General features: G+C 63.4%; 23 protein-coding genes. 6 read left to right on the top strand and 17 right to left on the bottom strand.

What is annotated here, in order from left to right:
- Positions 1-49: 49 nt before the first annotated feature.
- Positions 50-1303, top strand: coding sequence for an OprD family porin (locus CXQ80_RS12930; protein ID WP_101320060.1), 1254 nt, complete (start codon positions 50-52; stop codon positions 1301-1303).
- 24 nt (positions 1304-1327) lie between these two features.
- Here CXQ80_RS12930 and CXQ80_RS12925 read toward each other — a convergent pair whose 3' ends face one another.
- Complete coding sequence (locus CXQ80_RS12925; protein WP_101320058.1) at positions 1328-2389, bottom strand: AbrB family transcriptional regulator; 1062 nt, start codon at positions 2387-2389, stop codon at positions 1328-1330.
- A gap of 113 nt (positions 2390-2502) precedes the next feature.
- Here CXQ80_RS12925 and CXQ80_RS12920 point away from each other — a divergent pair, with 113 nt between their 5' ends.
- Positions 2503-3405, top strand: a complete 903-nt coding sequence (locus CXQ80_RS12920) for a LysR family transcriptional regulator (RefSeq protein WP_101320056.1) — start codon at positions 2503-2505, stop codon at positions 3403-3405.
- Positions 3406-3414: 9 nt separating this feature from the next.
- Here the strand turns inward: CXQ80_RS12920 and CXQ80_RS12915 are convergent, their stop codons facing one another.
- The 9 genes from CXQ80_RS12915 to nikA form a co-directional block, all read right to left on the bottom strand.
- Positions 3415-3777: a VOC family protein gene (locus tag CXQ80_RS12915; protein WP_101320054.1), complete on the bottom strand. Its 363-nt coding sequence runs from the start codon at positions 3775-3777 to the stop codon at positions 3415-3417.
- Between the two features lie 117 nt (positions 3778-3894).
- Positions 3895-4617 carry an anti-sigma factor domain-containing protein gene (locus CXQ80_RS12910; protein WP_101320052.1) on the bottom strand — a complete coding sequence of 241 codons (723 nt, stop codon included), beginning with the start codon at positions 4615-4617 and terminating at the stop codon, positions 3895-3897.
- Positions 4614-5180: a sigma-70 family RNA polymerase sigma factor gene (locus CXQ80_RS12905; protein WP_101320050.1), complete on the bottom strand. Its 567-nt coding sequence runs from the start codon at positions 5178-5180 to the stop codon at positions 4614-4616. Before CXQ80_RS12905 ends, CXQ80_RS12910 begins: the two co-directional genes overlap by 4 nt.
- Before the next feature lie 89 nt (positions 5181-5269).
- Positions 5270-5812: a DUF3455 domain-containing protein gene (locus CXQ80_RS12900; protein WP_101320048.1), complete on the bottom strand. Its 543-nt coding sequence runs from the start codon at positions 5810-5812 to the stop codon at positions 5270-5272.
- 98 nt (positions 5813-5910) lie between these two features.
- Complete coding sequence (nikE, locus tag CXQ80_RS12895) at positions 5911-6720, bottom strand: nickel import ATP-binding protein NikE (RefSeq protein ID WP_101320046.1); 810 nt, start codon at positions 6718-6720, stop codon at positions 5911-5913.
- On the bottom strand, positions 6717-7487 hold the full coding sequence (locus CXQ80_RS12890; protein WP_101320044.1) for an ATP-binding cassette domain-containing protein: 771 nt from the start codon (positions 7485-7487) through the stop codon (positions 6717-6719). The genes nikE and CXQ80_RS12890 overlap by 4 nt, the downstream gene beginning before the upstream one ends.
- On the bottom strand, positions 7488-8333 hold the full coding sequence (nikC, locus tag CXQ80_RS12885; protein ID WP_101320043.1) for a nickel ABC transporter permease subunit NikC: 846 nt from the start codon (positions 8331-8333) through the stop codon (positions 7488-7490).
- The gene (gene nikB / locus CXQ80_RS12880) at positions 8330-9271 is read right to left on the bottom strand and encodes a nickel ABC transporter permease subunit NikB (RefSeq protein ID WP_101320041.1); all 942 of its coding nucleotides are present in this window, start codon (positions 9269-9271) and stop codon (positions 8330-8332) included. The genes nikC and nikB overlap by 4 nt, the downstream gene beginning before the upstream one ends.
- A 3-nt stretch (positions 9272-9274) precedes the next feature.
- Positions 9275-10837, bottom strand: a complete 1563-nt coding sequence (gene nikA / locus CXQ80_RS12875; RefSeq protein ID WP_101320039.1) for a nickel ABC transporter substrate-binding protein — start codon at positions 10835-10837, stop codon at positions 9275-9277.
- 225 nt (positions 10838-11062) lie between these two features.
- On the opposite strand from nikA, the gene CXQ80_RS12870 reads away from it, so the two are divergent.
- Positions 11063-12169 carry a Gfo/Idh/MocA family protein gene (locus CXQ80_RS12870; RefSeq protein ID WP_101320036.1) on the top strand — a complete coding sequence of 369 codons (1107 nt, stop codon included), beginning with the start codon at positions 11063-11065 and terminating at the stop codon, positions 12167-12169.
- On the opposite strand, the gene CXQ80_RS12865 is transcribed toward CXQ80_RS12870, so the two are convergent.
- The 5 genes from CXQ80_RS12865 to CXQ80_RS12845 form a co-directional block, all read right to left on the bottom strand.
- The gene (locus CXQ80_RS12865) at positions 12170-12733 is read right to left on the bottom strand and encodes a PqiC family protein (protein ID WP_101320034.1); all 564 of its coding nucleotides are present in this window, start codon (positions 12731-12733) and stop codon (positions 12170-12172) included.
- A 15-nt stretch (positions 12734-12748) separates the two neighbouring features.
- Positions 12749-14404, bottom strand: coding sequence for an intermembrane transport protein PqiB (locus tag CXQ80_RS12860; protein WP_101320032.1), 1656 nt, complete (start codon positions 14402-14404; stop codon positions 12749-12751).
- Positions 14385-15041: a paraquat-inducible protein A gene (locus tag CXQ80_RS12855; protein ID WP_101320030.1), complete on the bottom strand. Its 657-nt coding sequence runs from the start codon at positions 15039-15041 to the stop codon at positions 14385-14387. Before CXQ80_RS12855 ends, CXQ80_RS12860 begins: the two co-directional genes overlap by 20 nt.
- Positions 15038-15634: a paraquat-inducible protein A gene (locus CXQ80_RS12850; protein ID WP_101320028.1), complete on the bottom strand. Its 597-nt coding sequence runs from the start codon at positions 15632-15634 to the stop codon at positions 15038-15040. The genes CXQ80_RS12855 and CXQ80_RS12850 overlap by 4 nt, the downstream gene beginning before the upstream one ends.
- 86 nt (positions 15635-15720) lie before the next feature.
- On the bottom strand, positions 15721-18357 hold the full coding sequence (locus CXQ80_RS12845) for an excinuclease ABC subunit UvrA (protein WP_101320026.1): 2637 nt from the start codon (positions 18355-18357) through the stop codon (positions 15721-15723).
- A 196-nt stretch (positions 18358-18553) separates the two neighbouring features.
- Here CXQ80_RS12845 and CXQ80_RS12840 point away from each other — a divergent pair, with 196 nt between their 5' ends.
- The gene (locus tag CXQ80_RS12840; protein WP_101320024.1) at positions 18554-19258 is read left to right on the top strand and encodes an SDR family oxidoreductase; all 705 of its coding nucleotides are present in this window, start codon (positions 18554-18556) and stop codon (positions 19256-19258) included.
- 85 nt (positions 19259-19343) lie between these two features.
- Positions 19344-19595, top strand: a complete 252-nt coding sequence (locus CXQ80_RS12835; protein WP_101320022.1) for a hypothetical protein — start codon at positions 19344-19346, stop codon at positions 19593-19595.
- A 37-nt stretch (positions 19596-19632) separates the two neighbouring features.
- On the opposite strand, the gene CXQ80_RS12830 is transcribed toward CXQ80_RS12835, so the two are convergent.
- Positions 19633-20958, bottom strand: coding sequence for an MFS transporter (locus CXQ80_RS12830; RefSeq protein ID WP_101320020.1), 1326 nt, complete (start codon positions 20956-20958; stop codon positions 19633-19635).
- Positions 20959-21122: 164 nt separating this feature from the next.
- On the bottom strand, positions 21123-21815 hold the full coding sequence (locus tag CXQ80_RS12825; RefSeq protein WP_101323040.1) for a FadR/GntR family transcriptional regulator: 693 nt from the start codon (positions 21813-21815) through the stop codon (positions 21123-21125).
- 287 nt (positions 21816-22102) lie between these two features.
- Between CXQ80_RS12825 and CXQ80_RS12820 the strand changes: the two genes are divergently transcribed.
- The gene (locus CXQ80_RS12820) at positions 22103-22888 is read left to right on the top strand and encodes a transporter substrate-binding domain-containing protein (RefSeq protein ID WP_101320017.1); all 786 of its coding nucleotides are present in this window, start codon (positions 22103-22105) and stop codon (positions 22886-22888) included.
- Positions 22889-22896: the final 8 nt, after the last annotated feature.

The raw sequence follows: 22896 nt of genomic DNA, 5'->3' as shown, positions 1-22896 counted from the left end.
GCACGGTGCCCGCGCAGCCCTTCAAAAAACAATAAAAGAGTCCTCTGACATGCAATCACTCTTTCTGCGTGGGGCCGCCTGCGGCCTGTTCTGCGGCTGCCTGCCTGCGGCCGTCGCTGGCGGTTTTATCGAAGACAGCAAACTCAAGCTGCAACTGCGCAATGTCTACTTCAACGAGAACTTCCGTGACGAGCAGGGCATGACTGCCCGTGCTGCCGCCACTGCCAAGAGCGAGCGCACCGAATGGGCGCAGGGCTTTTTGCTGGATTACCAGTCAGGCTTCACCCAGGGCACCATCGGTGTTGGCCTCGATGCCATGGCGCTGGTCGGGGTCAAGCTCGACTCCGGTCGCGGCCGCAGTGGCACCGGCCTGTTGCCCGTGCATGACGATGGCCGCGCGGCCGACGAGTTCGCCAGCGCCGGTGTAACCGCCAAAGCCAAGCTGGCCAATACGGTGGTCAAGCACGGCACCTTGCTGCCCAAGACCCCGGTGCTGGTGCACAACGATGCACGCTTGTTGCCGCAGACCTACCAGGGCACTCAACTGGTCAGCACCGATATCGATGGACTGACCCTGACTGCCGGCCAGCTGGACCGCTTCAAGCAGCGCGATTCGTCCGACAGCACCGGGCTCTATGTCGACGGCTATCGCGGCGACGAGACCGGCGATTTCCGCTACGCCGGTGCTGACTATGCCGCCAGCAAAACACTGCGCCTGAGCTACTTCCATGGCGAACTGGAAAACTTCTACCGCCAGGACTTCGCCGGTATCCAGCACGACCTCAAGCTCGGTGGCGGCGTGCTGACCAGCGACCTGCGCTACTTCAGCAGCCATGACAGCGGTTCGGCCTACGCCGGCCGGATCGACAACGACATGCTCAGCGGCCAGTTGGCCTACGCCCACAGCGGCCATACCGTAGGTGCCGGTTACCAGGTGCTCAACGGCGACGCCGGGCTGCCGTACATCAGCGGTGCGACCGTGTACTCGTTCAGCAACGTCGGCATCGGCAAGTTCATCGAGGAAGAAGAAAAGACCTGGATGGCCAGCTACGCCTACAACTTTGCTGCAGCCGGCGTGCCAGGCCTGACCTTCATGACCCGCTACCTGAGCGGTGACAATGGCCGTTCCGGCGATGCTGGCCTGAGCGAGTGGGAACGTGACATCGAGCTGGCCTACGTGGTCCAGTCGGGCACCTTCAAGGGGCTTGGCATCAAGGCACGTAACTACGTCTATCGCGCTGACTTCGCCCGCGGTCGTGACAGCAATCGGCTGTACCTGACCTACGACATTGCGCTCTGGTAAACGCGCAGCAGGGGTAAGCGGGTTTCAGGCCTTGGCCAGGCGGATGATCTGTCTGGCGCAAAAGGCACCGGTAATGATCACGGCAAACAGGCGCAAGGTCTGCATTGCCAGCACCAGCCCGACATCTGAGTGGCTTTCCACCGCAATGATGGCCATGGCGTCCAGCCCGCCTGGGCTGGTTGCCAGGTACATCGAAAGAAAATCATGCCCAGTGACCCATGCCAGCAACCAGGCGCAGCCGGCGCACAGCGCGATCAAGCCGGTCGCTCCGGCGATCATGGTCGGCAAGCGGCTCCCCACATAACGCACCGTGGCGCGATCGAACCGCAGGCCTACGTAGCATCCGATGGCGCCGTAGGCAAAGGCCAGCAACCAGCCGGGCAGGGCGATCTGCATCAGGCCACTCAGTTGCAGCGCACTACCGATCAGCAACGGTGCCAGCAGCGCGCCCGCAGGCAGTTTGGCGGCCAGGGTTATCCCGATCACAATCACTGCCAGGCATGGCAGCAGTTGGTTCAGCTGTACCGCAGGGGTGCTGGCGGCTGGTACCAACGCCTTGCTGGCGATATCGCCGGCGCCAAGCAAGTGGCTGACCAGCGCGCCGATCATCACTACGCAGACGACCCGCACGTATTGCATGGTTGCCACTACCCGAGGATCGGCACCGTGTGCTTCCGCCATCGAGACCATCGCCGAAGCTGCGCCAGGGGCTGTGCCCCAGGCTGCAGTCGCGGCCGAGATACCGCCGTAACGCACAGTGGCCAGGCCTACCATGGCGCTCAACAGCACAGTGAGCAGCGTGGTTATCAGCATCACCGGCCACGACTGCGCCAAGGCCACCAGTACCGTCCAGCTCATCGAGTGGGCAACCATCAGGCCGACGCAGCCCTGGCCAAAGCGAAACACCTGTTTGTGCAGGCGCAGCCCGGCGCCACTGACGCCAAAGGCGATCGCGGTCAGCATCGGCCCGAGAAACAATCCTGCAGGCACTGCCAACGCATGCAGTAGTTGGCCGCTGGCGGCAGCACAACCGATCAGGGCCAGCCAACGCAGGATCAGCAGGGGATTTGATAGGAACAACTGCACGTGGTGATTCTCCTCGACCCGGTAACGGCGCTTGCTGGAGAAAATTATCGACGGCGCAATCGATCAAGTCTATTTTCTACTTTCGATGAACCTATAACTGAAATTCATGAATCATGGACCTTCGCGACCTGACGTACTTCGCCACTATCGCTGAGCTTGGTCATCTTGGCCGGGCTGCCGAACGGCTCAACCGCAGCCAGCCCGCCTTGAGCAAAAGTATCCAGCGGCTGGAAGAATCCCTTGGCACGCGGCTGTTCAAGCGCGATGGTCGGCGTATCAAGCTGACCGACGTAGGCGAGTTGCTGCTTGAACGAGGTCGGCAATTGCAGCTGAACATCGCCGAAACCGAGCGCGAGGTCCGCGATTTTGCCGGTGGTTTGATTGGCAACATCCGCCTCGGTTGCGCGGCGAGCATGGCTGAGTACTTGTTGCCGCGGCTGACTGAGTCGTTGTTGCAGCGCGCGCCCGAACTGACCTTGCAGCTGTCCATCGGCCAGGACGATCTGCTCAAGGAGTCGCTGCGCTCGGGGCGGTTGGATGCCATCATCTGCCCGCTGATCGTCGATGATCCGCACGTCAGCAGTTACCCGATCTTGCAGGATGAGGCCGTGGTGGTAGCCAGTGCCGACCATCCGCTGTTTGCCGCGCCGATCACCTTGCACAGCCTTTGCCAATACCGCTGGGTGCTGCCGGCGATCACGGTCAGTTCCAGGCGCTGGATCGACAACGTGTTTGCCACTCGCCATTTGCCGATGCCACAGGTGCAGATCGAAGCCAACAGCATCTCGATGCTGCCCCGCCTGATCGAGCGCACCCGGCTGCTGAGCTTTGTAGCGAGGGAAACCCTTGAGCACGGCCACGGTATGTCGCGCTTGCGTGCGGTGACCCTGGATGAAACCACCATGCACCGCACTGTGGCGGTGTCGATTCGCGCCGAGGGCTATCTGCCACCGGCCGTGGCCGCGATGGTCGAATTGCTCAAGGAACGCGGGCGCAGTTTTTTCGGCGACAACTGAACGGGCCGATCAAGCAGTGCTTGTTGCAGTCCACACCGCCAGCTCGTAGCCGTCCGGGTCGATGAAGTGGAAGCGGCTGCCGCCGGGGAATGAGAAGGTCTGCCGGCTGATCTGCGCGCCAGCAGCCAGCAGCCGCTGCTGAGTCGCATCCAGATCGTCGGCGTACAGAATCACCAGCGGGCCGCCGAGGCGGACCGGCTCGCCGGTAGTGAAACCGCCACTCAGGCGACCGTCACTGAATTCGCTGTAGGTCGGGCCGTAATCGACAAAGGTCCAGTCGAATGCCTTGGCGTAAAACGCTTTGCTGCGGGCAATGTCGCTGACATTGAATTCGATGTTGTCGATCTGCCGGTCGTTACCGCGAACAGTCATGATGGCTTCCTTGCTCGGTCGTGAACGTGAAGCTGTGAGCATGAGGGCTTTTGCACAGCTTTGTCCACATAGCTCATGCGGTGCTCAATCTCGAAGCCACAGGTTCCATGCCGACAATCAGATGACTTTCACCGCCCGGCCAATAAACTGAATCGGCCCAGTCGGTTTGCCAGTCTTCGATCCGCCGGCATTCTCCAGTGTCAGTTCGAACAACTGGTTCGCTTCAAGCGGCGGCAGTTTGTCCAGCGGCACCGAAATCTTCTCCCCTGGCTGGACCAGACCCAGCGAGACCGGCCCTTGCCAGTCATCACCCTTGGTCCAGAACTGCAGGGTTTTGTCGGCCGGCACAGTGACTTGGCCGAGTGGAATCAGCTCGACCTCACGCGGACTGCTGGCCTGAATCACCCAGCCCGGAGCGCGGTCTTGCGGGGCGACCAGCACGACCAGATAGGAGGTCTGCGGCGGCGTGACAGTCTGGCTCGACAGCGCCACGGCCATCACCAGACTTGCCGCCAGGCCAGCACCTGCCAGGCCACGCCACAGCGGCAGCAGGTTCCACCAGGAGGTGTTCACGCTGCGTTCGGGGGCTGCTTCACGTGGAGCGAGGTTGTCCAGGCTGCGGCCAATGCGCTGCCACAGTTGCCTCGAGGGTTGTTGCGCCGGGGCGAGGGTAGTCAACTCCAGCAGGCGTTGCTCCCAGGCATCGATAGCGGCGCACAAGGCGCCGTCATAAGCCAGGCGTTGTTGCACGGCGGCACGTTGCTCGGCGTCGAGCGTGCCCAGTACGTATTCACCGGCCAGTTGCTCCAGCTCATCGGCGTTGCTCTGGTCGTTGTTCATCCCATGCACTCCCGCAATGCTGCCAGGCTGCGCTTGATCCAGGCCTTGACCGTGCCCAGCGGCGTGCTCATGCGCTGGGCGATTTCTGCATGGGTGCAGCCGTCGACGTAGGCGTGCAGGATGCAGTCGCGCCGCGCCGGCTCCAACTGCTCCAGGCAGTGGTAAATCCGCGCCGAATGCGCCTGCGCGGTAAAGTCCACTGGCTGCCACTGCGCAGAGGCTTGCAGCGCCTCGTCGTGTTGCTCATCCAGAGGCACCTGGCGGGCGCCATCACGCACGAAGTTCAATGCCAGATGCCGGGTGACGCTGTAGATCCAGCCACGTGCCGAACCTCTGTCTGGGTCGAAGCTTGCGGCATGCGTCCAGATGCGCACGAAGGCGTCATGGACGATGTCTTCAGCGACCGCCGGTTCGCGTGCGATGCGCAGGGCGACCCCGAGCAAACGCGCGCTTTCCTGCTGATACAGCTCGCGCAGGGCTCTACGATCGCCTGCAGCGCAGGCCAGCAGGCAACGTTGATAATCAAACGCGGTTTCAGGCAAGGACAAATTCTGTTCAGCCATTGGCAAGGGGTGCGGACCCCAGCCGGCTGGCCGGGGTTTGTCGCAGAGCTTAGACGACTTTTGTAGTCAGCACTTGCCGCGCACGTCGATCACTTGGCAGACCAGAAAATGTAGTCGGCCTGATATTTGACAACCTGTTTCTCACCCTTGTTGGCGGCAGTGCATGCGCTGGCGGGAGCTACGCCGCCTTTGGTCGCGGTGCGCTGAATGTAACTCACGCCCTGCATCGCGCCTTTGCCGTCGGCGGGGTTGGCCTTGACCAGTTGGTAGGGGATGTCGCCTTTGTTGGCTGGGGAGACGGCGACCTGGGTGCCGGTGACTTTCGAACCATCCTTGGCCTGCCAGGTCGCAGGTGGGCCAAAGTAGTCGCCGACTGCTTTGCCCTTGCGGTCATTGAGCACGGCTTTGGGGCCGACGAAGAACCACTCGGTCTGGCCGGCGGCATCTACCTTGTCGCGGCACTCGTAGGTGATCTCGCCTACGCCGACGGTTTCCATCATCACTTTGTTGCCGTCCGGCACCTTGACTGCATCCGGCAGGCCCATTTGCGCCTGGGCGGTCTGCATGAACAGGGACAGGCCGCCGATGGCCAGGGAAGCGCTGATCAGGCTGAGAGTACGTTTGCCATTCATGGTGTATCTCCTGGTGAGTAACCGAGTGGCAGCGATGGGCTGCTGACAGTACTACCCGCCAGGAACGGGTTTGGATGCAGGCTGTTGAAAATATTTTTTCACGCGCGATCAAACTCGCTACGCGCACGCTGAGGACGGCTTGGCAGCATCGCTGCCTGCAGCTGCTGGCCTGCTGAGTGCTGAAAACTGAGCTCCTGATCGACGGATCGATCCTCGACGATGCGGCCATCCGCAAGCACCATTACACGCTGGCAGAAGTAGCGCACCAGGCTCAGGTCGTGGCTGATCAGCACGAACGCGGTGCCGGTGTCGCGGCGCAGTTGCTCAAGCCGCTGCAACAGTTGCACCTGCAACACCCGGTCGAGATTGGACAGGGCTTCATCGAGCACCACCAGCTGGGGTGAAATCGCCAGAGCTCGAGCGATATTGGCCCGCTGCAATTGACCGCCACTGAGTTGTTGCGGCAAACGCTCGGCGTGTTCGGCCGACAGGCCCAGTTGCTCCAGCAACTGCAACACGCGCTGGCGTTGGGCTGCTTGGCTGATCGTGCTCAGATGACGCAGGGGCTCAGCGATGCTCCAGCCAATCGAGCGCTGTGGATTGAACGCGCTCGGCGCGTCCTGAAACACCAATTGGACGGCGCGCTGAAAATCGCGCGCCGCCTCGCCACGCAAGCGGCTGACGTCCCGCCCGGCGAAGCTGACCTGGCCCTGGCTGGGCCGCTCAAGCCCGAGCAGCAGGCGGGCGAGAGTGCTTTTGCCGCTGCCGCTGCTACCGAGCAGGCCGGTGGTCTGGCCGGCCTCGAACTGTACATCGATGCCTTCCAGCACCTGCAGCCACTTACCTCTGCCGAGCAGCCCGCCACTGCGATAACCGTGTTCAACTTGCTGTACTCGCAGCAGGCTCATGGATGACCCCCGGTCAGCAGATGGTGCGCGTCTAGCAGTGTACGGGCGGTGGCGCTCGCGGGTGCGTCGAACAGACCTTGGGTGTCTTGCCGTTCGACGATGCGCCCGGCGTCCATCACCAGCACGTGGTCGGCGCAGCGTGCGACCACGCCCATGTCGTGAGTCACCAGCAGCACGCCTAGCCCGTGTCCTTCAACCAGCTCCATCAACAGTTCGAGGAAGCGTGCCTGGCTCAGTGCATCGAGGTCGCTGGTCGGCTCATCGGCCAGCAGATAAGGGGTCTGCGCCATCAAGGCCAAGGCGATCATCATGCGCTGAAGCATGCCGCCACTGAGCTGGAAGGCGAACGATTCGAGCACCCGCTGGTGATCGCTCAAGCCAACTGCGGCAAGGCATTCGATCATTTGCTGACGGGCATCGGCGCCATGCACGCCACGCAGCTTGAGCGTTTCCTGAGCATGACTGGCCATGCTCCGCACAGGGTTGAATGCGCTGCGCGGGTTTTGCAGAACCAGGCTCGCAACGTGCCCGCGCACCTGCGCAGGTGCCAGCGAAACGCCGTCTAGCAATAGCTCGCCACCGCTACGCAGCAGGCCCTGCGGCAGCAGATCAAGCATGCCCAGACAGCTCAGCGACTTGCCCGAACCGCTGCTGCCAACCAGCGCGCAGACCTTGCCCCGGTGCAGCTGCAGACTGAGTTGATCGACCAGCAGCGTGTTCCGGCTGGCAACGCTGAGGGTGCGCAACTCGAGGGTGGGGGTGGGCATCTAGTGGCGCTCCTGAGCAGGGTCGAGGCGGTCGCGCAGGGCGTCGCCGAGCAGGTTGAAGGCCATCACCGAGAAAAAGATCATAAGCCCCGGCCACAGCAGCAGTTGTGGATGGGTCCAGATGAACTCCTTGGCGTCGTTGATCATCACCCCCCACTCGGCAGTTGGCGGCGTCACCCCAAGGCCGAGAAACGACAGCCCGGAGACGTGTAGCATCATATGGCCGATATCCATAGTGGCGAGCACCAGCAGCGGCCCGGCGATGTTGGGCACTACATGCTGGCGCAGCCGGCTCCAGCGCGAAGCGCCGGCCAGCCGTGCTGCCAGCAGGTACTCGCGGCCACGCTGGGCGATGACCAGGCCGCGCACCATCCGCGCGTACCAGGCCCAGTGGGAGAGGGCGATGGCGACGATGACATTGGTCAAGCCGGTGCCGAGCAGGGTGACGAAAAAAAACGCCAGCACCAGCGTGGGGAAGGTCATGAACATGTCGCAAAGACGCATCAGCAGCAGGTCCAGCTTGCCGCCGACAAACCCCGCGACGCCGCCGACCAGCAGACCTAGTGCCAACACCAGGGACAGCGTCAACAGCACGCTGCCCAGCGACAAGCGGGTGCCGACAATCAGCCGCGAGAGCAGGTCGCGGCCGACGTGGTCGGTGCCCAGCCAGTGACTCATGCTGGCCGGTTGCAGGCGTTGGCCGACGTCGATCAAGTCCGGATCATGTGGTGCCAGCCACTGGCCGAACACTGCCAGCAGCACCAGCAAGCTGACCAGCAGCGCGCCTGCCGCAAGGCTCCAGCGAAGTCGCAACGGTTTGTGTGGCACTGCGGCAAAGGCGCTCATGCGTCGACCCCCTGCAGGCGGCTGCGCGGATCAAGCCAGGCATAGCAGATATCCACCAGCAGGTTGCACAGCATCAGCAGGCCGGTCAGCAGCAGGGTGAAGCACTGCATCACCGGGAAATCACGGTTGAGCACCGCCGATACGGCAAAGCGGCCGACCCCGGGCCAGGCAAAAATGGTTTCGATCACCAGCGCACCGCCGATCAGTTCGCCAACGTGCATGCCGGTCGCGGTCACCAGTGGCAGCCAGGCATTGCGCAGGATGTGCCCGCGCCACACCCGCCGCTCGGGCAAACCTCGGGCACGGGCGTAGGTGACATGCCGTTGGCCGCTGGCTTCAAGCAGGCTTGCACGCAGCAGGCGGGCGTTGATCGACATCGACATCAGCGCAATCGCCAGTACTGGCATCACCAGCTGGCCGGGGCTGCCGCGGCCCAGCGCCGGCAGCCAGCCCAGCCACAGCGAGAACAGCGCAATCAGCAAAAACGCCAGCCAGAAGTTGGGCATCGACACGCCGATGAAGGTCACCGCGCGCACTGCGTGATCTGGCCAGCGCCCCTGCCAACGCGCCGCCAGCAGGCCCAGCGGCACTGCGAAGAGCAGGGTGCAGGCCAGCGCCAGGCCGCCCAATTGCAAAGTCGCCGGCAGGTAATAGAGCAGATCGTCAAGCACCGGCCGACCGGTCAGGTAAGAGATACCGAAATCCAGCTGCAGCGCCTTGCACAGCCAGATCCAGTATTGCTGGTACAGGGGCAGATCCAGCCCCAGCGCCTGGCGCACTTCAGCCACTGCCGCGTCGGTGGGCGGGATATGCGACAGGCGCAGGTAGTCCAGCGCAGGGTCGGTACTGCCCAGATGCAGCAAGACAAATACCAGCAACGACACGGCCAGCATGACCGGTACCAGCAACAGTAGGCGCAACAGGATATAGCGCAGCATCGGTCAATGTTCCTGGCTGGGAGTCATGGCTTCGAACGGCACATCGAACAGGGTGCTGCCGAACTGCACGTGGTCGACCACGTCGCGGCGCAGGCTGATCGCAGTCAGGTAGGAGATCGGCACATACACCGCCTGCTCGTGCAGGGTGGTGAGGATGAAACGGTACTGCTCGGCGCGTTGCTGTGGGTCGGTGCTGGCGAGTACCTTGGTGATGCGCTGGTCGAGTTGGTCCTTGATCGCCAAGCCACGTTGGGCCATGTAGTCGGCATGGCCGGGGTAGCGCATCGAGCTGACGAACGAGTGTGGATCGTAGGGCGCGCCCCAGGTGTCAGCGAAGATCATGCCGAAGTCGCCCTCGCGCTGGCGGCTCACCAGCGCACCTTCCTCAACAGCGCGCAGGGTAATCTGCATGCCAAGCTTGGCCAACTCGCCCTGGAACACTTCGGCGAGACTCTTTTGCAGAGCGCTGGTGCCGAGGAACACCAGTTCGACTGCCAGTGGCTCGCCACCCTTGCTGCGCACGCTTGCCCCGGGCACCAGTTGCCAGCCTGCAGCATCCAGTTCGCGGGCGGCGAGGGCAGGGTCGTAGGCATACGGCGCAAGGCCGAGGTCGGCATAAGGCAGGTTGGGCGCGAACAGTGTGTCGGCGCGGGGCTCCAGGCCATACAGAATATTGTCGATGATCGCCTGTTTGTTCAGGCCATGGTTGATCGCCCTGCGCACCGCCAGGTCGCGGGTTGCGCCTCTGCCAGTATTGATCGCCAGGCTGCGAGTCGCCAACGGTGCTGACAGTGCACTGGCAAAGCCCTGATCGCGCAGACGCACAAAAGTACTGGCGGTGATCTCGCCGGCAGCGCCCTGGATCAGGTCGATCTGCCCCGTCTGCAGAGCCAGCGCGCGGCTGTTGGGGTCGGGGATGACTTTGACCAGCACCTCGCCGTAGGCGGGTTGCGCGCCCCAGTAATACGGGTTGCGGGTGAACCGATCGAATTCGCCCAGGCGGCTCTCCACCCGCTGCCAAGGACCTGTGCCGACTGGCTCGCCAGGTTTGGCCAGCGGCGCACCGAAGCGCAGTGGGCGTACCTGGGCCAGTTCCATCAGGGTCGGGTAGTAGGGGTGTTTGAGGAACAGTTGCAGGGTCCGCCGGTCCGGCGCTTCGACCCGCTCCAGCGTAGTGACCAACTCCAGCCAGCGATGGCGTTTGCTGTTGGCCAGCACCGCATCCAGATTGGCCTTGGCGGCAGCCGCATCGAACGGCGTGCCGTCACTGAAGCGCACGCCGTCGCGCAGGGTGAAGGTGTAAGTCTTGCCGTCGTCGCTGACCTGCCAGCTACTGGCCAGCCAGGGTTCGACCGTACCGGCTGCGGTGTAGCGCACCAGCGGCTCGTAGACCATGGCCTGTGCGTACATCTGGTCGGGTGCGTAGCCGCGCGGGTCGAGCGGGCCCGCATTGACCGGCCACGAGTAAACCAGCGTTGGTGCCTCGCGGTCGGCGTGCGCGCACAGGCTGGTAGCCAGCAGCAAGCCCCAGAGGGCGGACTTTAATGTGCCGGAGGACTGCTTCACAGGTGGGACCCTATCTTGACGGAGGCCGTAGCCTAGAGAGGTCGCCGGGGGGAGTCCAGACAAAATCACTGGCCTGCAGGTAACAAAATACGACTACAGCACAAGCTGATTGCGTTGCATCACTTGTACGCGCCTGGTGAGAACCACAAAGAAAAAAATCGAACTCGCGCCCCGGCTTGCTTGCCCACTTCCTAGCTAGTGAATAATTCCCGCAAGGAGACAGCAATGCCCAGTTCAGATGGCAAAATCCGCTACGCAGTGGTTGGCGGCGGTTCGATCTCACAGGGTGCATTCATGCCTGGGGTCGGCCAGACCGACAATTCGGCGCTCGCTGCACTGGTGACTGGCGACCCTGAGAAGGCCCGTCAGCTGGCCAGCCGCTATCAGCTCAAGGCGTGGGCCTACACCGATTACGCAGCACTGCTCGCCTCAGGTGAAATAGATGCGGTTTACATTGCCACGCCCAACTACCGCCATCGCGAGTTCGTCATCCCGGCGCTGGAAGCCGGCATTCATGTGCTGTTGGAAAAGCCCATGGCGGCCAGCGATGACGACTGCGTGGCCATCCGCGATGTGGCGCAACGCACAGGCACTAAATTGATGGTCGCCTACCGTTTGCATTGTGAGCCAGGCACGCTGGAGATGATCGAGCGTGTGAATAGCGGCGAGTTTGGCCAACCACGGTTGTTCACCTCGATCTTCACCCAGACCGTCAAGCCGAGCAATCACCGTGCCCACAGCGGCTTTGCCGCAGGCCCGGTAGCTGACATGGGCCCATACCCGCTGAACATGGTGCGCCAGCTGTTCAATGCCGAGCCGATCGAGGTCAGTGCGCAGGGCAGCCATTCTCCAGGCAGTCGGATCGACACCTGGGACACCGTCAGCGTGTCGCTGCGGTTTCCTGACGAGCGCCTGGCGCAGTTTACCGTCAGCTACTGCCTACCCGGCTCGGAGCGTTTCCAGTTGCTCGGTAGCGGGGGCGAAATCGAAGCCTCGCCTTGTTATGGCTATGGTGAAGATGTCGCGATCAGCTACCGCGCAACCCTCGACGGCACCACCCGCGTGCATGTGCATCCAGTGGTGGATCAGTTTGCTGGCGAGACGGCGTACTTTTCTGATTGCATCCTCAACGACCAGGCGCCGGAGCCAGACGCGGAGGAGGGATGGCGCGATGTCCGCGTGATCATGGCGATCGAGCGGGCGTTGATCACCGGGCAGGCGCAGATGCTCGAGCCGCTGCCGGCCAGGCGCCTGCCGCAGCGTGAGCAGCGTCGCGCGTTGGCCCTCGCCGAAGTCCCGCCCTATGTGAATACCGAATCGCCTACCGAGTAGTCAGACGCCCGGGCCTAGGCTTGGGCTGGCCGCGCAGCCTGCTTGCGGATTGCGCGCGGTCTGGTTGATCAGCGAGGCCAGCCGCATCAGGTTGCGCTGATGGGCCGTAACCACTGCATCGATTGATGCGCCGGCCGGGCTTTGCACCACACTGCGACAATCCAGGCTGGCGCCTGCGGCGACCCGCAGGCGCCACTTGGTATCCAGCAGGGCGTATTGGCCGGGCACGGAATCAAAGCGCTGCACAATGATTCTTACCGAGCGTTGCTGGCCAGGCACGCCACTGCTTAGTTGCTCGGCCAAGGCGCTGCGCAGCTCATCGGCCAGGCTGGCGCCCCACCATTGCGTTTCCAGAATGGCCAGCCCGCTGGCACCTTGGCGGATCACGATCTGGGCGCGGTCGACCTGCGCGGGCACGCTGATGCCTTCAATGGCGATCTCGCTGCCGGCCGGGGAGCGGCTGACCTGGGTTGGCATCAGCGTGTGAAACTGGATCGGCTCGCTGCGACACGCTGCCAGCAGCGCCAGCGTGACGAGCAGCATGAGCTTGCAGGGTGAAGTCATGGCTATCGCTCCGGGTCAGTTGCGCGGCGGGCCTTGCAGGTCGATTGGTGGCGCATTGCTTGGTCGACCACGGATCAACGCCTCTGGGTTACGCCCCAGGTAATCGGACAGATCGCGCAACGAGCGCGACATGCGCCCGAGTTCGTCGAGGGTCTCGCTGAGCTTCTCACGCTGCGGTGAGTCTTCGGCGAGCGTGGCGCTGGCCGACTGCAAGGTCTTGCTGACATCCGCCAGGGTGCTCTGCACCCCCGGCAGGGTGCGGCTGTTGAACTGCATCAGGCCTTTGCGCAGCTCCACCAGGTTGCCGTCAAGGTTGCCGGCGATGCGCTCGACCGGCAGCTTGTTGATTTTTTCCAGCATCGCCTGGAGTTGCTCCTGGAGAATTTCCAGGCTGCCGGGCAGGGTCGGGATCGCAATTGGCCTGGCGTTCAGGTCGAAGGCGACCTTGGGCGCCTTGGGGAAGAAGTCCAGGGCGATATATAGCTGACCGGTCAGCAGGTTGCCATTGCGTGCCTGCGCGCGCAGGCCGTTGGCGACGAACGAACTGAACACCTGGGCGGTGGCGGTCATGTCATCCGGATCATGCTTGAGCGCTTTGAGCATTTTCTGGTGCGCCTGGCCCAATCGCTGCGCATACACCACGATGCCAACGTTGATTGGGAAGCTGCGTTGCACTTCATCAAAGTCCAGATTGACCGAGACCACTCGGCCGATCTCGATACCGAGAAACTCCACCGGCGCGCCCACTTTGAGGCCGCGCATGGCCTGGTCGAAACGCAATGTCAGGTACTGGGCTTTGCCGCTCGGCGGGGCCAGCGCGGTTTGCTGATCGTCGAACAGCTCATAGGTGCGGTCTTCGGCGGCGGCGCTATCGTTGGGGCTGTACTCCGGTGCGCGGAAGGCGATGCCGCCAACCAGCAGGGTCGACAGCGATTCAGTCTTGATCGCCACGCCGTTGGCGCCGACGTTGACGTCGATGCCGCTGGCGTTCCAGAAGCGCGTGTTGTCGGTGACATAGGCGTCGTTGGGGGCGTGGATGAACACTTCGATATTGACGCCTTTGCCGTCGGCATCCAGCGCGTAGGCGACTACCTGGCCGACCGGGATCTTGCGGTAGTACACCGGCGAGCCAATATCCAGCGAGCCGAGGTCCTGGGTGTGCAGGGTGAAGCGCTTGCCGGGTTCGCCGTAGGTGATCGGCGGCGGGTTTTCCAGGCCTTTGAAGCGCTTGGCGCGGCCCTCGGCCTGGCCGATGTCGGCGCCGATATAGTCACCCGACAGCAGCGTATCGATACCGGACACGCCGCCGGCGCCAATGCGCGGGCGTACCACCCAGAACTGCGAGTCTTCGCGGGTGAAGCCCTCGGCTTGCTTGTCCAGCTGGACGGTGGCGTTGACGCTGCGTTGATCATCGCTCAGGGCCACCGCCGAAACGTGACCGATGACCACGCTGCGGTATTTGACCTCGGTCTTGTTCGCCACCAGGCCACTGCCGGTCTTGAAGTTGAGGGTGATGGTCGGGCCTTCCTGCAGTTTGCTGTGAATCACCAACGACAGGCCGACCAGTACCGCCACCAGCGGGACCAGCCACACCAGTGACACGCTGAAACGGCGCGTCTTGATCGGTGGCGGTCCCGGTTCTGCGGGTGCTTCAGTGGCGGGCGACTTCATCCGTGGCCTCCTCAGGTCCTGCTTGCCAGATCAGACGCGGGTCAAAGCTCATCGCCGCGAGCATGGTGAACACCACCACCAGGCCAAAGAACAGAATCCCTACGCGCGGCTCGATATCGCCCAGCGCCTGGAACTTGACCAACGCTGCAACCAGCGCCACTACCAGCACGTCGAGCATCGACCAGTAGCCGATCAACTCGACAAACCGGTACAACTGCGAACGCTCGCGGCATGCCCACCGGCTGCGCCGTTGGACGGTGATCAGCAGCAGCGACAGCGCGACGAACTTGACCCCCGGCACCGCGATGCTGGCGATGAAGATGATCAGCGCGATGTCCCACGCGCCGTGCGCCCAGAACTCCAGCACGCCGCTCATGATGGTGCTGTCGGCACCGTCGCCGAGCATGGTCGTGTTCATCACCGGCAGCAGGTTGGCCGGGATGTAGAACACCAGCGCGGCCAGCATGAACGCCCAGGTGCGGGCCAGCGAGTTGACCTTGCGCCGGTGCAGTGGTGCGTCGCAGCGCGGGCAACTGTGTGGCTCGTCGCGCATGTCGCAGGCCAGGCCGCAGCTGTGACACAGGCACAGGTTGAGCTCGGCGGCCGTCGGTGGGCGATTGCTGGCAGTGCGGCTCATGGCAGCGCCCACAGTTCGCGGATATCGCGACCAGCGATGCGGATCAGCAGCAGGCTCAGCGCGGCCAGGGCGAACAGGCCGATACCGGGCAGCACCGCCAGCATCCCGGCCAGCTTGAACACCGCGACCATGGCGCCGAGCAGGCAGACTTCGAGCATGCTCCACGGGCGCAGGGTTTCCAGCCAGCGCATGCACAGTTTGAACGCCGGCGCGCGGCGCTGGCTGAGGGCAAAGGCCAGTACCCAGATCAGCAGCATCAACTGAAACGCCGGCGCGATGATGATGGCGATGGCTGCGACCATGGCAATGAAGGTGATGGGTCCCTGGCTCAGCGCCAGTACTGAATCCCACAAGGTGGCGCTGTTTTTCAGGCCCTGCAGGCTGATGGTCATGATCGGGTAGAAGTTGGCGAACAGCCACAGCATGGCTGCGGTGATGGTCAGTGCCAGGCGTTGTTCCACCGTCAGGCCGTTGTAGCGCTCCAGCACGCCGGCGCAGCGCACGCACAAGGACTTTTGATGTTTGCCGAGCACAACCTGCTGATAAACGCAGTCGCAGTGCTCGCAAATGATCAGCTGGGCGGTGCTGGCCATGGTTGGCCTCGCGTGAGGCAGGGTTCAGTCAATATAGAAGCACTGGCCCAATCGGCAACTTTCCAGTTGCCGATTGGGCCGCAGCCTCAGCGCAGCACGCTTGCCAGGAATGGCGCCGTCCGGCTGTGCTTGCAGCGGGCGACCTCGGCGGGCGCGCCGCTGGCGACGACCTGGCCACCCGCAGTGCCGGCGCCGGGGCCAATATCGATGACCCAATCGCTTTGCGCCACCACGCGCATATCGTGCTCGACCACCACCACCGTGTGCCCGCCGTCGACCAGCCGGTTCAGTTGCAGCAGCAGGCGGTCGACGTCCTGCGGGTGCAGGCCGTTGGTGGGCTCATCCAGCACATACAGGGTGGCGCCGCGCGCGCTGCGTTGCAGCTCGGTGGCCAGCTTGATCCGTTGCGCTTCGCCACCGGACAGCTCGGTGGCCGGTTGGCCAAGGCGCAGATAACCGAGGCCAATATCGGCCAGCACCTGCAAGCTGCGCCGCACGGGCGGCTGTTCGGCAAACACCTGCAGCGCTTGTTCGACGGTCATGCCGAGCACATCGGCAATGCTCATGTCCTGCCAGGTCACTGCCAGCGTTGCCGGGTTGTAGCGGGCGCCGTGGCAGGTCGGGCAGGGCGCGTAGACGCTGGGCATGAACAGCAACTCGACGCTGACAAAACCTTCGCCTTCGCAGGTTTCACAACGGCCCTTGGCAACGTTGAACGAGAAACGTCCGGCGTCGAAGCCCTGCGCCTTGGCCTGTTCGGTAGCGGCAAACAGTTTGCGGACGTGATCGAACAGCCCGGTGTAGGTGGCCAGGTTGGAGCGCGGGGTACGCCCGATCGGCTTCTGGTCGACCTTGACCAGCCGCTTGATCGCCTCCAGGCCGGCGACGATGCGGCCGCTGCTGGCCTGCTCAGGCTCGTCTTCCAGGCTCTGTTCGTCAGGCTCTGCGGCTTGCTCCGGCTGGCCCAGGTAAGCGCTTACCAGCTCGAGCAGGGCCTGGCTGACCAGGCTGGACTTGCCCGAGCCGGAGATCCCGGTAACCGCCGTGAAGCAGCCCAGCGGGAACTGCGCACTGAGGTCCTGCAGGTTGTTGCGGGTTACGCCCTCCAGTGTCAGCCAACCCTGGGGGGCCCTTGGTTGCTGATGTTGCGGCCCGGCCTCGGCGAACAGATACGCGCGGGTACACGACTGCTCGATCTCGGCCAGGCCCGCTGGCGGGCCGCTGTAGAGAATCTGCCCGCCGTGCTCGCCGGCGGCTGGGCCCACATCGATCAGCCAGTCGGCGCGGCGCATGGTGTCCAGGTCGTGCTCAACCACAAACACTGAATTGCCGCTGCTTTTCAGCCGTTGCAGGGCCGCGTACAGCGCCTCGCTATCGGCCGGGTGCAAGCCGGCCGAGGGTTCGTCGAGTACATAGATCACGCCGAACAGTTGCGAGTTGAGCTGAGTGGCCAGGCGCAGCCGCTGCAGCTCGCCGGACGACAGCGTGGGCGTGCTGCGCTCGAGTGCCAGATAACCCAGACCAAGGTCGATCAAGGTGTTGATCCGTTCCAGCAGTTCGGCGGCAATGCGTTGCGCGGCCAGGCGTTTCTCCAGCGACAGATTGGGCGTGTGGCGCACGTCCGGGCCGCCGCTGTGCGCCGGCTCGCCCTTGGCTGCGCGTTGCTGGCGGGCCTCGCGGGTTTGCTGATGGGAGAGGGTAGCGCCGCTTTGCTCTGCGTTGGCCAGGTAGTCGGGATTGGCCACCGTGCGCAATACCACGGCCAGGTCCTGCAACGACAGTTGCGACAGCTCGGCAATTTCCAGGCCGGCGAAGGTGACGGTCAGGGCTTCGCGCTTGAGGCGTTTGCCGGCGCACAGCGGGCATGCACTCGGGCGCATGTACTGGCTGACGCGCTTGCGCATCTGCGCGCTTTGCGAGTGCATGAAGGTGTGCAGCACATAGCGCTTGGCGCCACTGAATGTGCCTTGATAACTCGGCTCCAGCTTGCGTTTGAGCGCTGTGCGGGTCTGCTCGGGAGTCAGCCCGGCGTACACCGGCACAGTCGGGGTTTCCTCGGTGAACAGGATCCAGTCACGCTGTTCTTGCGGTAGATCGCGCCATGGCTTGTCGATGTCGTAGCCGAGGGTGACGAGGATATCGCGCTGATTCTGCCCGCCCCAGGCCAACGGCCAGGCCGCCACCGCACGCTCGCGGATAGTCAGAGAAGGATCGGGCACCATGCTCGCCTCGGTGACTTCATAGACGCGGCCCAGGCCATGGCACTCCGGGCAAGCGCCCTGCGGCGTATTCGGCGAGAAGTCCTCGGCGTACAGCATTGGTTGCCCGTCGGGGTAACTGCCGGCGCGCGAGTAGAGCATGCGGATCGAACTCGACAAGGTGGTCACGCTGCCCACCGAGGAGCGCGCACTGGGGCTGCCGCGTTGCTGCTGCAGGGCTACCGCTGGCGGCAAGCCTTCAATGGCGTCGACATCGGGTACGCCGACCTGATCGATCAGGCGCCGTGCGTAAGGCGCCACTGATTCGAAATAACGCCGCTGCGCTTCTGCGTACACGGTGGAAAACGCCAGCGAGGATTTGCCTGAGCCGGACACACCGGTAAACACCACCAGCGCGTCGCGAGGGATGTCGACGTCGACGTTCTGCAAGTTGTGTTCGCGGGCGCCGCGCACGCTGACGAAGCCGGTGAAGGCGTGCTCTGGGGATGTGCTGCGTGGTGGCATGGAAGACGGCCCTGATCTGCTGGAAATAACACCTTGATGAGTAGGACCGCATCGGCCAATGGCCGTGCGGGTGAGTTTCAAATCCGGATCTACTCAGAAGTTTTTCTACTGGCTCTCGTGATTATTCATGACTGCTGACGAGCCTGCTCTCGGGTGTAGCCTTTTTAGCGTCATCAATGTGTACTCAGGAGCAATCATGTCAGCAGACAAAGTAGCCATTATCACCGCCGGCGGCAGCGGCATGGGCGCCGCCGCCGCCCGCCGACTCGCCGCCGACGGCTTTCACGTCGCGATCCTGTCCTCTTCCGGCAAAGGCGAGGCCCTTGCCGCTGAACTAGGCGGTATCGGCCTGACCGGCAGCAATCAGTCCCCTGCCGATCTGCAAGCACTGGTCGATGCGGTCATGACCAAATGGGGCCGCGTCGACGTGCTGGTCAACAGCGCAGGCCACGGCCCACGGGCGCCGATTCTGGAGCTGAGCGATCAGGACTGGCAGCTTGGCATGGACACGTACCTGCTCAATGTAATCCGTCCCAGTCGCCTGATTACCCCGATCATGCAGCGCCAGCAAGGTGGGGTGATCATCAATATTTCTACCGCCTGGGCTTTTGAACCTAGCTCCCTGTTCCCGACTTCAGCGGTATTCCGGGCAGGGCTGGCTGCGTTCACCAAGATTTTTGCCGACGAATTTGCCGGCGATAACGTGCGCATCAACAACGTCTTGCCCGGCTGGATCGACAGCTTGCCCAGCACCGAGCAACGCCGCGACAGCGTACCGCTCAAGCGCTATGGCACCAGCGAAGAAATCGCCGCCACCGTGGCATTTCTGGCCAGTGAAGGCGCCGCCTACATTACAGGGCAGAACATCCGCGTCGATGGCGGCATTACCCGCAGCCTCTAACCGCTGAGCAGGCCATGGGCAAGTTCGCAGGAACCCCTCGGCGCTGGGCTGACTCAACCGGGAAACCAGCGCCGGGTAACTGCCAATGAATGTCTTCGATGCCTCCTTGCAGCCACAGGATGAACAGCGGATCTCGGCACTGTCGGGGTGGTACCACCTGCTTGAGGACCGCCAGCAGCGCATGGACTGCCCCAACACCTACCACGAGCGGCTGCTCTATCAGGCTGACGAAATGGACCGCCTGGGCTTGGTGACGTGGCAAGAGTGGCGTGACCTGAGGCTTGAGGCAGACAAAGCCTACCTTTGGGCCGTGCACGGTGGCGACTACCGCAACTAACTGTGCCACGGGGCCTCAACGACCCCGCACACATAGCTTAAACGGCGGGATTAGGCTGCCCTGTCGGCACCTCGTCATGCAGTGAAACCCGCGCAGTCTCCGGCAGCGCCAGGCCACCGATCAACGCCAGCAAGGCGATCACCACCAGATAAAACGCAGGTGCCAGGCTGCTGCCGGTCTGGCCAATCAGCCAGGTCGCAACCAGCGGCGCGGTGCCGCCGAACAACGTGTAGGCAACGTTGTAGGTGATCGCCGAAGCGGTGTAGCGGGTGCGGGTAGGGAAGCTTTCCGACAGCAGCGCGGCAGTGACTACGCCACTCATCAGCGCTCCGACCGCCAGCAGGATCACGCCGAGCAAGGCGCCGGACATCGACCCCGAGCTCGCCAGCCAGTAGGCCGGGAACACCGCAACCATCACCCACAGGCAGGTAAAACCAATGGTCTTGCGTCGGCCAATGCGGTCCGAAAGCAACCCCGCCAGTGGGCAGCCGGCAGCGGCGAACAGCAGTGCCACAGTGGTCACCAGCAATGACTGCGCGCGGGTCAGGTTGCCGACCAGTTGCAGGTAGGTGGCAAAGTAGGTGGTGAACATATAGAACGAAAGCGCCGTCAGCGAAATGAACGCGCCGAGGTTGCGGATCGCCCGGCCGTGATTGCGCAGGGTCTGCTTGAGCGGCGAATGGCTGTGCACCTTGCCTTCGGCGATGGCCGCGCGGAACGCTGGGGTTTCCTCCATGCGCCAGCGCAGGTACAGACCGACCAGGCCCAATGGCGCCGCGATCAGAAACGGCACACGCCAGCCCCAGCTGTTCATCGCGTCACTGCTCAGGTTTGCCTCGAGGGCGTAGGCGATCACTGCTGCGCAGGCAAACGCCGAGAAGGTCGACACCGGCACGAAGCTGCCATAGAACGCGCGTCTGTTTTGCGGTGCGTGTTCCATCAGATAAGCGCATGCACCGGCGTACTCGCCACCAGCGGAAAAGCCTTGCAGGCAGCGCGCCAGGGTCAGCAACAGCGGCGCGGCGATACCGATGCTGGCGTAGGTGGGCAGCAGGCCGATAAGGGTGGTCGAGCCCGCCATCAGCAGAATGGTCATCGACAACACGCGTTTGCGCCCGAGCCGATCTCCCAAAGCACCAAACACGATGCCGCCCAATGGCCGCAAGGCAAAGGCCACGGCGAATACGGCAAAGGTTTTCAGCAGGCCGGCGCCTGGATCGGAGCTGGCGAAGAACTGGCTGGCGATCAGTGTGGCAAGGAAGCCGTAGACGGCGAAGTCGAACCACTCGACGAAATTGCCAACGGCCGAGGCCGCGATGACCCGGCGCAAGGTGGCCGGTGATACCTCATGGGAAGTGGACATGCGGATACGCTCCGATTTGCCATGGCAGCCTGAATGAAAGTGCCGCAGTCGGGCCGCAGCATCGTTGTTATGGCTATCAGTAGATCGGCAGGTTGCGCCGCGCGCATAGTCGGGGGCGACACTGAGCTATCTGTTTCAACCAGCAGGCAAGCGGTTGCGCCGGCCTAGACCGGGAACACCACGCCGGTACGCGAAGCCGCGTTGCGGATATGCTCCTGCATGGCCCGCTGCGCGCCCAGTTGCGAGCGTCGGGCCAGGGCGCGGAGGATCTTGCTGTGCTCCTGCCAGGTTTCCATGGCCCGCTCCGGACGTATGAACGGCAGCTTCTGGCTTTCCAGAAAGATGTCCTGGCTGGCGGTGATCACATGCAGCATGGCGCGGTTGCCGGCGGCCTGCAGCAGAGCCTGGTGGAAGGCAAAGTCCAGCCGCGCTGCCGCTTCGAAGTTACCCGCACGCAACTCCTGGCGCATGGCCTCGACATTGGCGGCAAGCCGGTCGAGATCGTCGGCCGTCAGGTTCAGCGCCGCCTGCCCGGCGGCAAAGCCTTCCAGTGCATAGCGCAGTTGGAAGGTGTCGGCGGCAGAAACCTGCTCGGCGTACGGCCAACTGAAGCCCACCGGGGTGGCCGGCACCGGGGCCAGCACGAACACGCCCTTGCCGGGCTGCACGCTGACCAGGCCCAACGCGCTGAGGGTCGATAATGCTTCGCGCAACGAGGCCCGGCTGACTCCCAATTGCTCGGCCAGGTCGCGCTGCGAGGGCAGGGCATCACCGGGCAGATAACCACCGTCATCGATCAGTTTGCGGATTGCCTGCAAGGCGATTTCCGGGACGGCGCGGGGGAGGGTATCGAGCATGCAGTTCAGACCGGTCAGAGGGCAGGGTTCGACCCTTTTACGGGCAATGCGCGGCGCTGGCAAGCCTTGCTCCGTGCTGGCGCAGGGTGAACGGGGTTTGCACAAATGCAGGGCGCAGCGCGGCGTGCTTACCTCAGTCAGCAGGCAACTGTTCAGACCAGTAAGACCGTGGCGCAGAGGGGCTGGCCTGCTTTTGCGGGGTTTCGCGAGCTTTCTGGCATGGCCCGTGCACTTGTCCTGTGTAACTGCCTGTCCAGTTGCCCACTCTGACCCTGCGAGGCTCGTGCATGACCAAGTTCCGTACCCTGTTTCTGGCTACCGTGTTCTGCGGCGGTGCCCTTGGCACAGTTCAGGCCCAAGCCGACGTGCTGGCCGACATCACCGCCCGTGGTGTATTGAAAGTCGCTGTGCCGCAAGACTTCCCGCCATTTGGTTCGGTCGGCCCTGACCTCAAACCGCGCGGCCTGGACATCGACACCGCGCAGCTGCTGGCCGACAAGCTTGGGGTCAAGCTGGCGCTGACGCCGGTCAACAGCACCAACCGTATCCCGTTCCTCACCACCGGCAAGGTTGACCTGGTGATCTCAAGCCTGGGCAAAAATCCGGAGCGGGCGGCGGTGATCGACTTCTCGAAACCCTACGCACCGTTCTACCTGGCTGTGTTCGGCCCGGCCGAGACCAAGATCGACAGCATCGATGCCATTGCTGGCAAGACCATCAGCGTCACCCGCGGCTCGATCGAAGACATGGAGCTGTCGGCAGTGGCCCCCAAGGGCGCAACCATCAAGCGCTTTGAAGACAACAACTCGACCATCGCCGCCTACCTGGCTGGGCAGGTCGAGCTGATCGCCAGTGGCAGCGTGGTCATGGCGGTGATCGCCGAGAAGAACCCGGCCAAGGTGCCGGTACTCAAGGTCAAGCTCAAGGACTCGCCGGTGTATGTCGGCCTGGCCAAGCAGGAGCCGGCACTGCTGGACAAGGTCAACGCCACGCTGGATGCAGCCAAGGCTGACGGCAGCCTCAATCGCAATGCGGAAAAATGGCTGAAGCAGCCGCTTCCGGCTGACCTTTAAGCCGCGCC

The sequence above is a fragment of the Pseudomonas sp. 02C 26 genome, assembly GCF_002843585.1.
GTDB classification, from domain to species: domain Bacteria; phylum Pseudomonadota; class Gammaproteobacteria; order Pseudomonadales; family Pseudomonadaceae; genus Aquipseudomonas; species Aquipseudomonas shirazensis.
The sequence above is the reverse complement of the archived record's forward strand: the minus strand, read 5'-3'. Positions and strand labels throughout refer to the sequence as shown.

What these genes read in the sequence shown, in the direction of transcription:
- CXQ80_RS12825 (WP_101323040.1), bottom strand. Translation starts at nt 21,815, where the DNA reads ATGCTCGATACCCTCCCCCGCGCCGTCCCGGAAATCGCCTTGCAGGCA.
- CXQ80_RS12845 (WP_101320026.1), bottom strand. Translation starts at nt 18,357, where the DNA reads ATGCCACCACGCAGCACATCCCCAGAGCACGCCTTCACCGGCTTCGTC.
- CXQ80_RS12855 (WP_101320030.1), bottom strand. Translation starts at nt 15,041, where the DNA reads ATGAGCCGCACTGCCAGCAATCGCCCACCGACGGCCGCCGAGCTCAAC.
- CXQ80_RS12930 (WP_101320060.1), top strand. Translation starts at nt 50, where the DNA reads ATGCAATCACTCTTTCTGCGTGGGGCCGCCTGCGGCCTGTTCTGCGGC.
- CXQ80_RS12865 (WP_101320034.1), bottom strand. Translation starts at nt 12,733, where the DNA reads ATGACTTCACCCTGCAAGCTCATGCTGCTCGTCACGCTGGCGCTGCTG.
- nikC (WP_101320043.1), bottom strand. Translation starts at nt 8,333, where the DNA reads ATGAGCGCCTTTGCCGCAGTGCCACACAAACCGTTGCGACTTCGCTGG.
- nikB (WP_101320041.1), bottom strand. Translation starts at nt 9,271, where the DNA reads ATGCTGCGCTATATCCTGTTGCGCCTACTGTTGCTGGTACCGGTCATG.
- CXQ80_RS12870 (WP_101320036.1), top strand. Translation starts at nt 11,063, where the DNA reads ATGCCCAGTTCAGATGGCAAAATCCGCTACGCAGTGGTTGGCGGCGGT.
- CXQ80_RS12860 (WP_101320032.1), bottom strand. Translation starts at nt 14,404, where the DNA reads ATGAAGTCGCCCGCCACTGAAGCACCCGCAGAACCGGGACCGCCACCG.
- CXQ80_RS12890 (WP_101320044.1), bottom strand. Translation starts at nt 7,487, where the DNA reads ATGCCCACCCCCACCCTCGAGTTGCGCACCCTCAGCGTTGCCAGCCGG.
- CXQ80_RS12840 (WP_101320024.1), top strand. Translation starts at nt 18,554, where the DNA reads ATGTCAGCAGACAAAGTAGCCATTATCACCGCCGGCGGCAGCGGCATG.
- CXQ80_RS12835 (WP_101320022.1), top strand. Translation starts at nt 19,344, where the DNA reads ATGAATGTCTTCGATGCCTCCTTGCAGCCACAGGATGAACAGCGGATC.
- CXQ80_RS12915 (WP_101320054.1), bottom strand. Translation starts at nt 3,777, where the DNA reads ATGACTGTTCGCGGTAACGACCGGCAGATCGACAACATCGAATTCAAT.
- CXQ80_RS12905 (WP_101320050.1), bottom strand. Translation starts at nt 5,180, where the DNA reads ATGGCTGAACAGAATTTGTCCTTGCCTGAAACCGCGTTTGATTATCAA.
- CXQ80_RS12820 (WP_101320017.1), top strand. Translation starts at nt 22,103, where the DNA reads ATGACCAAGTTCCGTACCCTGTTTCTGGCTACCGTGTTCTGCGGCGGT.
- CXQ80_RS12920 (WP_101320056.1), top strand. Translation starts at nt 2,503, where the DNA reads ATGGACCTTCGCGACCTGACGTACTTCGCCACTATCGCTGAGCTTGGT.
- CXQ80_RS12830 (WP_101320020.1), bottom strand. Translation starts at nt 20,958, where the DNA reads ATGTCCACTTCCCATGAGGTATCACCGGCCACCTTGCGCCGGGTCATC.
- CXQ80_RS12910 (WP_101320052.1), bottom strand. Translation starts at nt 4,617, where the DNA reads ATGAACAACGACCAGAGCAACGCCGATGAGCTGGAGCAACTGGCCGGT.
- CXQ80_RS12850 (WP_101320028.1), bottom strand. Translation starts at nt 15,634, where the DNA reads ATGGCCAGCACCGCCCAGCTGATCATTTGCGAGCACTGCGACTGCGTT.
- CXQ80_RS12900 (WP_101320048.1), bottom strand. Translation starts at nt 5,812, where the DNA reads ATGAATGGCAAACGTACTCTCAGCCTGATCAGCGCTTCCCTGGCCATC.
- nikE (WP_101320046.1), bottom strand. Translation starts at nt 6,720, where the DNA reads ATGAGCCTGCTGCGAGTACAGCAAGTTGAACACGGTTATCGCAGTGGC.